We start from the raw sequence: 12109 nt of genomic DNA on the forward strand, positions 1-12109 counted from the left end.
CCCTAAATGTCTTGGTGGGAATTTAGGGGATTTTGGGGAATTTTGCAAAGGTCTCGATTCATCAGTTTCCCGAAATTCCAACATAACCGAAACCCTACGCCGCATCGGGCGCGCGTTTTTTGCGGTGCAGCGTGATTCGGATGCAGGGGGAAACGAATCAGTAACCGTATTAACCGTAGGGTGGGCTTCAGCCCACCAATTGACAAGCAAAAATGAAGAAACGGTGGGCTGAAGCCCACCCTACGCAACTATGCAACTGCCGTCGCCTTGCGGTACAGCTCGAACAGGAAGGCGACGCGTTCGGCTTCGTCGTCGGTGTTTTTGCCTGTTTTGTAGCCGTAGGCTTTATCGACGGCTTTGTCGAGGGCGGCATGGGCTTTGTCGAGAGCGGTATAGCCTGCGTCGGGCGCATAGAGTTCGGCGAGGGTCGGCTCGAGCAAACCGGCTTCCCTCGCTTCCCGGCGGTATTGTCCGCGCGCGTCGAGGACGGCTTGGGCGGCGGTTTCGACGGCGGCGCGGAGCGGGTCGGGGCGGTCGTTTTCAGACGGCATCCGGCAGCTTTCGGGGAAGGGGAAGTTGTTGTACACAATGCCACCGGAGTATTGATAGCGGCTTTCTAGACGACCTGAAACGGTACGCATAAAGGCATTGTGCATAGTGGAGTTGAGGATACCAAAATGATAAAGCGGCGTATTGCTTGCGAGCATATAAAGTTTGTTGCTGGCAATATTTTCAGAAGATAAGAAACCAATAGGAATAAAACGACGTGTTTCTGATGATACTTCGGGAATAGCAAGATAATTGCCGTCTGAAGGCTGGCGGATTTCGTCGAAGAGCCACGGGGTAGCCGCTTTTTTCTGCGTGGAGGCTTTGCTGCTGGCTCCGCGCATGGCTTTGACCGCCTGAATACGGGCTTGGACTTGGGGCATCTGTTTCAGGTCGTGGTTGCGTTTGACGTCGGGTACGCCATGAAACCACAGGCACCAACGGGTTTTGCCGTTGATAAATTCCTCTGCGCCGATAAAGGGGCGGATGTATTGTTCCGCCAAGGGTTCGGCGGCAATCAGGGCTTCTTTTTCATCGGTTGAAAGGATAAGGTTGCCGCCGTCGGTCGGCTGGTTGCCTTTGCACATTTCATTTTCCCCGCTGATTTGGCTTCTGCGCTTGGTAATAATCAAATCGGGCGCGTCAATCAGATACGGATTGATGTTGGCCGCAGTGTGTTTTACGGGTTCGCCTTTGATGTCGGGATAGTCGTAGAGGGTTTTTTCAGACGGCATTTGCGGCTTTTGGCGGAAGCCGACGATGATGCAGTGGACGGCGGCTTTGCCTGCGGCTTGGCTCGTCCATTGGAAGGTGCGGTGGGCAAAGTGGATTTCGATGCCTTGCTTCAAAAGGCTGCCCCAAAGGATTTCGACCTGCTGGCCTTGGCAGATGGAATTGGTGGAAACAAATGCCGTCTGAACTTGGGGATGCTGCGCCATGATGCCGGCGGCTTTGACATACCAGTTGCAGACGTAATCCAACAGGCCGTAGCCTTTGATATGGCCGCAGATGCTTTCGAGGTCGTTTTTCTGCTCTTTGGTTTGGTAGGTCGAGCCGATAAAGGGCGGATTGCCGAAGATGTAGTCCGCCGCCTGCCAAGGTGTGCGGAGGCTGTTGGCGTGGATGATTTCGGCGGCGTCTTCGAGCGGCAGCGTATGGCAGGCGACTTCGCCGTCGAAGCGGATTTGCGTGCGGATGTTGCATTGGTGGTTTTTGAGCCACATGGCGGTGCGGGCGATGAGGACGGCAAATTCGTCTATTTCGATGCCGTGAAACTGTTTCAGACGGCATTGGACGGACGGGCTGTCGAACAGGCCGCCTGCTTTGTCTTTGAGGGCTTCGGCGATGATGTCGTCTTCAAGGGCGCGGATACGGTCGTAGGCGACGATAAGGAAGTTGCCGCAGCCGCAGGCCGGGTCGAGGAATTTCAGGTTTTGGATTTTTTGGTAGAAGGCGGCGAGCTTTTTGGCTTTGTCGCGTTTGAGGGCTTTGACGGCTTCAAATTCGGCGCGCAGGTTTTCTAAAAAAAGGCCGTTGATGACTTTGTCGATGTTGGCGGCTTCGGTGTAGTGTGCGCCCGCTTCGCGCCGCTCTTGCGCGTCCATGACGGATTGGAAGAGCGTGCCGAAGATTTCTGGACTGATGTTGCGCCAGTCGAAATTGCCGCAGTCGATTAAGGCGCGGTGCTGCTTGGCGGTGAAGTCGAAGGTGCGCAGGCGTTCTTTAAACAGGCCGCCGTTGACGTATTCAAAACCTTTAAATTTTTCGCTTTGGGTCTTGCTGCGCTTTTGGTCGGGTGTGTTGAGAAATTCAAAGAGTTGGTTGAGCTTGTCGCCGAGCGTGTCGGCTTCTTTGCAGCTTTCTAAAAAGTCTTGAAAGAGATAGTTGCGCTGGAAAACGGCGCTGTCGTCGGCAAAAAAGAGAAAAAGCAGGCGCGTGATGAAGAGGCGCAGCTCGTGTTCTTCGTAAATGCCTTCTTCTTTGAGCGTGTCGTGCAGCCTGCCGATGGCTGCCGCCGCCTGAATATTGGCTTCTTCTTGAATTTGGCGGACTTTGGCTTCGATGCCGAACATGAAGTCGAAAACGCCGCGCGTGATGTATTCGGGTAGTTCTTCCAAAGGGAACTGCCATTGGTTTTCCGCGCCTTCTTCAGGTACGCGGCGGTAAAGGTGGAAATGGGCAAAATCGCTGACGGCGTAATATTCGGGCAGCGCGGAGGGCTTGGTGCGCCCGATTTCCTGCAAATAACGCTCCGCCTGCTCTTTGGCCTTGGTCAGGTTTTTGTTGGCGGATTTGTGTTCGGCAAGGAAGATGCCCTCCCAAAATATATCGACGAATTGGGTGTTGTCGGCAGGGTCTTTGACGGGGTATTCGAAGTGGGCGACGTTTTTGCGGTCGATGCCGAAAATGGCGAAAAATTCGTTCCAGAAGGTGTCTTTCTCGCGGCGTTCGTCGGTTTGGTCTTTGTAGTAGGCGGCGAAGTTTTGTGCGGCGGTTTGGAGTTGGAGCAGGGTTTTCATCGGCTTGGGTTTCTATAACGGGGACGGGTAAATTGTATAGTAAATTCAAAGAAAAAACCCCTATATCCTTATCTTTGCCCTATTTGCGCTGTTATTTGTGCGAAAGTGGGAATCTAGGATGCAGGGTTGGGGAAACCGTTTTATCCGATAAGTTTCCGCACCGACAGGTCTAGATTCCCGCCTGCGCGGGAATGACGATTCATCAGTTTCCCGAAATTCCAACATAACCGAACCGAACGCCCTAGATTCCCGCCTACGCGGGAATGACGGGATTTTTGTAACCGTAGCAACTGCGTGCGGAAAAAATGCCGTCTGAAGGCTCGGGCGTTCAGACGGCATTTTGCTTGCGGCAGAGGGATTACGCGAGTTTGGCTTTTACCCATTCTTCCGCGCTTGCCAGCATTTCGGGCAATTTGCCGGCATCCGTACCGCCGGCTTGCGCCAAGTCGGGACGACCGCCGCCTTTGCCGCCGACTTGTTCGGCTGCAAATTTAACCAGATCGCCTGCTTTCACTTTTCCGGTCAGGGCTTTGGATACGCCTGCGCACAGGGAGACTTTGCCGTCGTTGACTGCCGCTAAAAGAATCACGGCGTTGTCGGATTTTCCGGTCAGGTCGGTTACGATTTCGCGCAGGGCGGCTGAGTCGGCTTCGATTTGGGCGGCAACGAGTTTGGCTGAGCCCAGGTCTTTTGCATCGTCCAAGAGTTTTGCGCCCGCGTGGACGGCGAGTTCGGCTTTGGCGCGAGCCAATTCTTTTTCCAATGTTTTGGCGTGTGCCGTGCCTGCTTGGATTTTCGCCAGTACGTCTTTTTCGGTTTGGGCTTTGGTTTCGGCAATGATGTCTTTCACCAAGCGTTCTTGCTCTTGCGCCCATTTGAGTGCGTTCAGGCCGGTGATGGCTTCGATACGGCGTACGCCTGCGGCAATACCGCCTTCGCTGATGATTTTGAAGAGGCCGATGTCGCCGGTGCGTGAAACGTGCGTGCCGCCGCACAATTCGGTAGAGAAACCGCCCATTTGCAGTACGCGCACTTCGTCGCCGTATTTTTCGCCGAAGAGCATCATGGCGCCGGTTTTTTGGGCATCTTCCATGCTCATAATGGCTGCGTTGACGGCAACGTTGGCTAAGATGGCTTCGTTGACGCGGCGTTCGACTTCGGCGATTTCTTCGGCAGTTACCGCTTGAGGATGGGAAATGTCGAAACGGGTGGATTCGGCGGTAACCAAAGAGCCTTTTTGTTCGACGTGTCCGCCCAATACGTCGCGCAGGGCTTTGTGCATCAGGTGGGTCGCGCTGTGGTTGCGCATATTGGCATTGCGGATTTCGTCATCCACTTTGGCGGTAACGCTGTCGCCGACTTTCAGACGGCCTGAAGTTTGTACGCCGAATTGACCGAATACGGCCGCTTTGATTTTTTGGGTATCGCGTACTTCAAAGCGGTTTTCGCCTGAGAAGATATAGCCTACGTCGCCGACTTGGCCGCCGGATTCTGCATAGAACGGGGTAAAGTCGATGACGACTGCGCCGCTGTCGCCTTCGTTCAATTCGTTGACTTGCTCGCCGTCTTTGTAGAGGGCGAGGACTTTGGATTCGGTTTGGCGTTCGCTATAACCTTTAAACTCGGTGTCTTGACCGTCGTAAGGCAGTTGGGCGTTGGCTTTAAAGCTTTGGGCGGCGCGTGCGCGTGCGCGTTGGGCTTCCATCTCGCGCTCGAAGCCTGCTTCGTCCAGTTCGATATTTCGTTCGCGGCAGATGTCGGCAGTCAAATCGTATGGGAAACCGTAGGTATCGTAGAGTTTGAAGATGATTTCGCCGTCGAGAATTAAGTTTGGAAGTTCTTTATTCTTCTGAAAAAAGTTTTGAATAGTAGTTGTGTATTCAAAGTTATCACGATTCATGAAGCTATCGAGACTCATGTTTATAAGCTCAGTAGATTCGAATCCACCTTCTTCCAATCCACCTTCGAGATTTTTTGATTTAAAGATGCCAATAAGTTTTTTACCATCATCCTTATTTTTAAATCTACATGCATAAGCTCGAAATGAATCATTTGACAAATTAAATACGATACTTTTCTGCTTAATCTCATCAGTGTCAAAATCATCAGTATCATAATCACACTGTGGCAAAAGACTCCAGATTCGTTCATAAGCTAATGCGTTTTCCAGCAAAGTCATACCAGTTTCCAAAGTTTGACCAAAACGACTTTCTTCGTTTTTCAACGCTTCTTCGATTTGAACTTGTTTTTCTTTCAATTCAGGGTAGGCATCGCCCATCTCTTTAACCAAATCGGCAACGAGTTTGTGGAAGAACGGTTTGCTTTGACCCAGTTTGTAACCGTGGCGCACGGCGCGGCGGATAATGCGGCGCAATACGTAGCCGCGTCCTTCGTTGGAAGGCAACACGCCGTCTGCAATCAGGAAGGAGCAGGAGCGGATGTGGTCGGCGATGACTTTCAGGCTTGGTTCTTCCATGCTGAACGGCGCGCCGGTTTCGCGGGCGACGGCTTTGAGCAGGTCTTGGAACAAGTCGATTTCGTAGTTGCTGTGGACGTGCTGCATGACGGCCGCCATACGTTCCAAACCCATGCCGGTATCAACGGACGGCTTGGGCAGCGGGTTCATATTGCCTTGTTCGTCGCGGTTGAACTGCATAAATACGCAGTTCCAAATTTCGATCCAGCGGTCGCCGTCTTCTTCGGGGCTACCGGGAATGCCGCCCCAAATTTCTTCGCCGTGGTCGTAGAAAATTTCGGAGCAGGGGCCGCAAGGGCCGGTGTCGCCCATTTGCCAGAAGTTGTCGGACGCGTATTTCGCGCCTTTGTTGTCGCCGATGCGGACGATGCGTTCAGACGGCATACCGATTTCGTTCAGCCAGATGTTGTAGGCTTCGTCGTCTTCGGCATACACGGTCGCCAAGAGTTTGTCTTTGGGGATGTTGAGCCATTCGGGGGAAGTGAGAAACTCCCAAGCAAAATGAATCGCGTCGCGTTTGAAGTAGTCGCCGAAGGAGAAGTTGCCCATCATTTCAAAGAAGGTGTGGTGGCGGGCGGTGTAGCCGACGTTTTCCAAGTCGTTGTGCTTGCCGCCGGCGCGTACGCATTTTTGCGCGGTGGTGGCGCGGCTGTACGGGCGTTTGTCGAAACCTAAAAATACGTCTTTAAACTGGTTCATGCCCGCGTTGGTAAACAGCAGGGTCGGGTCGTCGTGCGGCACGAGGCTGGAGGAGCGGACGACGGTGTGGCCTTTGGTTTCAAAAAATTTTAGGAATTTTTGGCGCAGTTCGGAGGTTTTCATAATTTTTTCAATGTCTCTCAAATGTCTTGTCATGGTAAAAGTAGGGAAAACGAACGGCGGTATCTTACCGCAAATCCCTGTTTCTAGCTATGGAAACGGCGGCTTTCAGACGGCATTGCGGGATTTTGAATGCCGTCTGAAGCCCTGTTCCCAATATCGGCTATAATGGCCGCTTTCTCCAACCTGATATGCAAGGAATGATAATGACCAAACATCTGCCCCTGGCCGTCCTGACTGCTTTGCTGCTTGCAGCGTGCGGCGGTTCGGACAAACCGTCTGCCGAAGCCCCGGCACCGGCGGAAAACCGAAACGTATTGAAAATTTACAACTGGTCGGAATACGTCGATCCGGAAACCGTTGCCGATTTTGAAAAGAAAAACGGCATCAAGGTTACTTATGATGTGTACGACAGCGATGAAACGCTGGAAAGCAAGGTGCTGACCGGAAAATCCGGTTACGACATTGTCGCGCCGTCCAATGCGTTTGTGGGCAGGCAGATTAAGGCAGGTGCTTATCAGAAAATCGATAAATCGCTGATTCCCAATTATAAACATCTCAACCCCGAAATGATGAGGCTGATGGACGGGGTCGATCCCGGCCACGAATACGCCGTGCCGTTTTATTGGGGGACAAATACCTTCGCCATCAATACCGAACGCGTGAAAAAGGCTTTGGGTACGGACAAGCTGCCGGACAACCAGTGGGATTTGGTGTTCGACCCCGAATACACGTCCAAACTCAAGCAATGCGGCATCAGCTATTTGGACAGCGCGGCGGAAATCTATCCTATGGTGTTGAACTATTTGGGTAAAAACCCGAACAGCAGCAATACGGAAGACATCAGGGAGGCAACCGCCCTGCTCAAGAAAAACCGCCCCAATATCAAACGCTTTACTTCGTCCGGCTTTATCGATGATTTGGCGCGCGGCGATACCTGCGTAACAATCGGTTTCGGCGGCGATTTGAACATCGCCAGACGGCGTGCAGAAGAAGCGGGCGGCAAGGAAAAAATCCGCGTGATGATGCCCAAAGAGGGCGTGGGGATTTGGGTGGATTCTTTCGTGATTCCGAAAGATGCGAAAAACGTCGCCAACGCGCACAAATACATCAACGACTTCCTCGACCCGGAAGTGTCGGCGAAAAACGGTAATTTCGTTACCTACGCGCCTTCGAGCAAGCCGGCGCGCGATTTGATGGAGGACGAATTTAAAAACGACAATACGATTTTCCCAAGCGGGGAAGATTTGAAAAACAGCTTTATTATGGTTCCCATCCGGCCGGCGGCATTGAAGTTTATGGTGCGCCAGTGGCAGGATGTGAAGGCGGGGAAATAAAGCCCGATATGCCGTCTGAAGGATGTTCGGACGGCATTTTTTATTTTCGGAGGAAGAGGGATTGCAGCCGCTGTTTGAAGGCAATGGGGCGGATGCTGCTCAAAATGCCGCTGAGGATGATGATGCACATACCGAGTATTTCCTGCCAAAAAAGCTGTTCGCCCAAAAAGAACGCCGCCGAAAGCGCGGAAAAAACGACGGTCATATAGGAAAGCGAGGCAACCGTGAATTTGTCGCCGACTTTGTAGGCGCGCGTCATCGACAGTTGGGCAATCAGCGCGGACACGCCGATGCCCGACAGATAAACTGCCGATGGAAAGGACAGGGTGTGCCAGCCGGTCAGCGTCGCCCAAACCGACGACATCGCCACACCTGTCGCGGAAAGGTAAAACACGACGCGCCAGCCGGGTTCGCCCGCCAAAGACAGTTCGCGCACTTTCAAATACGCCCAGCCGGACATCGCGCCGCCGGCAAGACCGGCGAGTGCCGCCGTTTCCTGACCACTGCGGAACGAGGGGTTGAGCAGCAATACCACGCCGGCAAAACCAAGGAGCAGCACCGCCTGCGTGTAAACGGAAATCCGTTCTTTCAAAATCAGGAAGGAAAATACCGCCAAAAAAATCGACGAGGTGTAGCTTAGGGTTACGCCGGTTGCCAAAGGCAGATGCGTTACCGCGTAGAACAGCAGCAGCATCGCCCCCGTCCCGACCATACTGCGGTTTAAGTGGTTTTTCCAATGGGGCGTGCGGAAGGTGTCCCGACGCAATACGGCGGCAGCCCCGAGCGCAACGGTTGAAAACAGCATACGCCAAAAGACCAATTCGCCGCTGCCGAGGGCAAATTTTGCTGATGCCTCTTTAATCAATACGTTCATAATGGTGAAGCAGACCGCCGCCACCAGCATCCAGCCGGAACCCAAAACGTCTTTTTTTGCGGTATCCATATAATATTTGTCGCGATAAAAAGGTCAAATTGTAAACCTTGCGGCAGGGTTTGCGGCGGCGGATTCGGGCGCGCGCAATCCCGCCGAACCCGCGTTTTTTAGGAACAATTTGTTTTTTCAGGGTAAACCTGCTTATAATGGCGGGTATGAAAAAATATCTTGCCCTCATCCCCATCGCGGCCGCCTTGTCCGGCTGCGGAACTGTTTATGTGCCCACCCTGACCGAAATCCCTGTCAGACCGATTAATACCGTTCCGGCGGAAGCGTCTGTAAAAGGTTTCCGCCTCGCCCCTTCGCATTGGACGGACGTTTCCAAAATCCGCGACGAGGCGACGCGCCTGAGCTATCAGGTGGACATCGGTAAAATGACCAAGGTTCAGGCGGCGCAATATCTGAACAACTTCAGAAAACGCCTGGTCGGGCGCAATGCCGTCGATGACAGTATGTATGAAATCTACCTGCGTTCGGCGGTGGACAGCCAGCGCGGCGCAATCAATACGGAACAGTCCAAGCTGTATATCGAGAATGCCTTGCGCGGCTGGCAGCAGCGTTGGAAAAATATGGATGTTAAACCCGATAATCCCGCATTTACCAACTTTTTGATGGAAGTGATGAAGATGCAGCCCTTGAAATGACGCGGTACGCAAATGCCGTCTGAAAGCCTTTTCAGACGGCATTTGCGTTTGAAGCCCCGATTTATTTTTGCCCGCCTTCTTTCCGGTATTGCCCCGGCGAAACGTGATATTGCCGTTTGAACGCCTTGCCGAAATGCGTTTCCGACTGAAAGCCTACCGACAGCGCGACCGACAAAACCGAATCCGGGGTTTTTTTCAGCAGCAACGCGCCTTTTTGCAGGCGGATATGGTTCACAAAGGCGTGCGGGCTGAGTCCGACCCGGCTTTTGAAACGGCGCATCAGCTGAGCGCGCGACATATTGGCGGCGGCAACCATTTTGTCAATATTCCATTCGTCTTCCGGTTTGTCTATCACCTTTTGGATCAAATGTCCCAAACGTTTGTCCTGCCAACCTTTCAACACGCCCGAGAGTTCGACATCCTTATCCTGTTCGAGATAGGCGCGCAGGATAAGCACCAGCAGGACGGACGATAATGCGTTGACCACGGAAGCCGTCCCCGCTAAAGGTTTTTCGCTTTCCAGTTGCAGCATTGAAACCACATACTGCAAACTCGGATGGGCAATGTTCAGAAAAACGGTTTCCGGCAGCCCGTTCATCAAATCGGCGTGGGTGTCGTAGCGGAAACGGGCGCAAAACAGGCTCATATCCAGTCCGTTGCCGCATTGTTTGACCGTGAATGCGCCGTTTTGTCGTATATCCGGTTGTAAACTTTCTCCGTATTTTCCATCGTGGCTCAACAGGTGTCCCAAGCCGCGCGGGAAAAATATAATATCCCCCGTACTGACCGGACGCGGGGAAGTTTCACCGTCGATGCAGAGATAGCCGCTGCCTGATGTAACAATGTGCACCAGCCCTTCGCGTTGCAAGGTTTCATGCCGTACCGACCATTGTCCGCCCAAAAGGCACTGTACATCCACACTACCCGTTAATTGGGCGAGATCGACCAGTTTGTCGAGAATGTCCATAAATCTTTTTGAACCATAAAATGAGATGATTAAACGAGAAACACAACTGAATAATTGCAATAATACGCACATCGAAAACAGATACGCAAGCGCGTATCAGGGTTAAACGCAAGAGAAAGGAAAAGAAAATGTTTAAAGATTGGAAAGAACATACCGCATTGGTTAAAAAATCATTTGGCGAGCTGGGTAAGGCGCATCCTAAAATGCTGCAGGCATACGGCGCACTGGAACAGGCCGCCGCTGCCGAAGCTCTCGATGCCAAAACGCGCGAACTGATTGCCATCGCCGTTGCCATTACCACACGTTGTGAGAGCTGCATCAGTGTTCACGCCGCCGCCGCCGCCAAAGCCGGTGCGACCGACAGCGAAATCGCCGGCGCATTGGCAACCGCCATCGCCCTGAATGCCGGTGCCGCTTACACTTACGCCCTGCGTGCATTGGAAGCGGTTGAAACGCAAAAATAATCCGTTTCGGATTGAAATGCCGTCTGAAAATATTTCAGACGGCATTTTGTCTGATATGCTTCCCGATATTTTGCAGACAACATATGCAGCCGTTTTTTCAGACGGCATTTGAGAAACAGGGAACAAGTATGAAATATCACCGCTTGGCATTGTTTGCCGCCATAAGCTGCCTGCTGTTGTCTGCCGTTTTTATTGCACCTTACCGGACGGCATTTCACGAACAAGAAACAATATTCGAATATGCGGATTTGACCGTTACCGCACCCAACCGCAGCGGACGGGCAATCAAACTGGAGGCGGACGGGCGGCAGTACCGGCTTTCCTGCTACGGGTTCGACGATTTGTGCACAGGCGGCAATATCGGCAGAGCCATCAGGGCGGAGCAGGTTAGAACCGTTTTAAGCGAAACCGTCGGCAAAGGTTTTTTAAACGGCGTTCTGTTGGAATACCGCAACAGTGGCGGCATCCACACCAATAAGGATTTTTCCTTTCCGGAAGACCGCCTTATCGAAGTGTTGGCACAACCTGCCATTTTCAGCCTGAAACCGGGTATTTTGCTTTTATTGGCCGCCATTTTCCTGCGTTTGAAAAGAAAGTGAAAACAGATTGGCGGGAAGGGGGAATGCCTATGCGGTAATTTTACGTTTTGGGTTATGAGGATAACCGTTATAATCACAACTTTACAGTCTGCACAGAGAAAACAGATGCCTTGGAACATCCCCATTTTCCTCACTTGGTTGAGGGTCTTGCTCATCCCTGTCCTGACAGCCCTTTTTTACCTGCCTTTCCCGTGGTTCGCGGAGGAAACGATTAATCTCGCCGCCGCCGTCGTTTTTGCCGTTGCCGCATTGACCGACTGGTTTGACGGATTCTTGGCAAGGTTGTGGAAACAGACCTCGGATTTCGGCGCATTCCTCGACCCCGTTGCCGACAAGCTGATGGTCGCCGTCTCTTTGCTGCTGCTGGTCAAACTCGACCGGACATATGTTTTGTTTGCGATGATTATCATCGGCAGGGAAATTACCATTTCCGCATTGCGCGAATGGATGGCGCAAATGGGCAAAAGGAACAGCGTTGCCGTCGCCACCGTCGGCAAGTTTAAAACCGCCGCGCAAATGCTGGCGATTTTCTTTTTGCTGCTGAACATTCCCGATTTTCACGGATTTAATCTCGCACTTATCGGCAACATATTGATGTTTATCGCATCTTTGCTGACGGTTTGGTCGATGCTGTATTACCTGAAAATGGCGTGGAAAGAAATCGCCTGAAAAAAACATAAAAATAGCTTGACGGTAAAAACATAATCCATAATAATTGCGTCTTCTTCGATGTCGGAGAATGAAATCGGGCGGGAATAGCTCAGTTGGTAGAGCGCAACCTTGCCAAGGTTGAGGTCGCGAGTT

General features: G+C 52.3%; 10 protein-coding genes. 6 read left to right on the plus strand and 4 right to left on the minus strand.

From position 1 onward, the window contains the following. Positions 1–232: hypothetical protein (locus tag KEM39_RS00595; protein WP_211709462.1), on the plus strand; the 232-nt coding region annotated here is incomplete at its 5' end. Between the two features lie 16 nt (positions 233–248). Here the strand turns inward: KEM39_RS00595 and KEM39_RS00600 are convergent. Continuing rightward, positions 249–3065 (minus strand): class I SAM-dependent DNA methyltransferase, encoded by a 2817-nt coding sequence (locus KEM39_RS00600; RefSeq protein ID WP_211709463.1) that lies wholly within the window; start codon positions 3063–3065, stop codon positions 249–251. A gap of 358 nt (positions 3066–3423) precedes the next feature. Then, positions 3424–6396 carry an alanine--tRNA ligase gene (gene alaS, locus KEM39_RS00605; RefSeq protein ID WP_418029812.1) on the minus strand — a complete coding sequence of 991 codons (2973 nt, stop codon included), beginning with the start codon at positions 6394–6396 and terminating at the stop codon, positions 3424–3426. Positions 6397–6566: 170 nt separating this feature from the next. Here alaS and KEM39_RS00610 point away from each other — a divergent pair, with 170 nt between their 5' ends. After that, positions 6567–7697: a polyamine ABC transporter substrate-binding protein gene (locus tag KEM39_RS00610; RefSeq protein WP_118783235.1), complete on the plus strand. Its 1131-nt coding sequence runs from the start codon at positions 6567–6569 to the stop codon at positions 7695–7697. Positions 7698–7737: 40 nt separating this feature from the next. Here KEM39_RS00610 and KEM39_RS00615 read toward each other — a convergent pair whose 3' ends face one another. Beyond that, positions 7738–8640, minus strand: a complete 903-nt coding sequence (locus KEM39_RS00615; protein ID WP_118997309.1) for a DMT family transporter — start codon at positions 8638–8640, stop codon at positions 7738–7740. A gap of 146 nt (positions 8641–8786) precedes the next feature. On the opposite strand from KEM39_RS00615, the gene KEM39_RS00620 reads away from it, so the two are divergent. Then, positions 8787–9275 carry a hypothetical protein gene (locus KEM39_RS00620; protein WP_025457810.1) on the plus strand — a complete coding sequence of 163 codons (489 nt, stop codon included), beginning with the start codon at positions 8787–8789 and terminating at the stop codon, positions 9273–9275. A 61-nt stretch (positions 9276–9336) separates the two neighbouring features. On the opposite strand, the gene mtrA is transcribed toward KEM39_RS00620, so the two are convergent. Continuing rightward, positions 9337–10242, minus strand: a complete 906-nt coding sequence (mtrA, locus tag KEM39_RS00625; RefSeq protein WP_030002145.1) for an AraC family transcriptional regulator — start codon at positions 10240–10242, stop codon at positions 9337–9339. A 128-nt stretch (positions 10243–10370) separates the two neighbouring features. Here mtrA and KEM39_RS00630 point away from each other — a divergent pair, with 128 nt between their 5' ends. The 3 genes from KEM39_RS00630 to pgsA all read left to right on the plus strand — a co-directional run bounded on the left by KEM39_RS00630 (position 10371) and on the right by pgsA (position 11974). Then, on the plus strand, positions 10371–10706 hold the full coding sequence (locus tag KEM39_RS00630) for a carboxymuconolactone decarboxylase family protein (protein WP_002212800.1): 336 nt from the start codon (positions 10371–10373) through the stop codon (positions 10704–10706). A 128-nt stretch (positions 10707–10834) separates the two neighbouring features. Next, a complete protein-coding gene (locus tag KEM39_RS00635; protein WP_240002729.1) occupies positions 10835–11305 on the plus strand; it encodes a hypothetical protein in 471 nt (156 codons plus the stop codon). 105 nt (positions 11306–11410) lie between these two features. Beyond that, positions 11411–11974, plus strand: a complete 564-nt coding sequence (pgsA, locus tag KEM39_RS00640) for a CDP-diacylglycerol--glycerol-3-phosphate 3-phosphatidyltransferase (RefSeq protein ID WP_036475128.1) — start codon at positions 11411–11413, stop codon at positions 11972–11974. Positions 11975–12109: the final 135 nt, after the last annotated feature.

This window comes from Neisseria sp. Marseille-Q1983 (assembly GCF_018224585.1).
Lineage (GTDB): Bacteria > Pseudomonadota > Gammaproteobacteria > Burkholderiales > Neisseriaceae > Neisseria > Neisseria polysaccharea.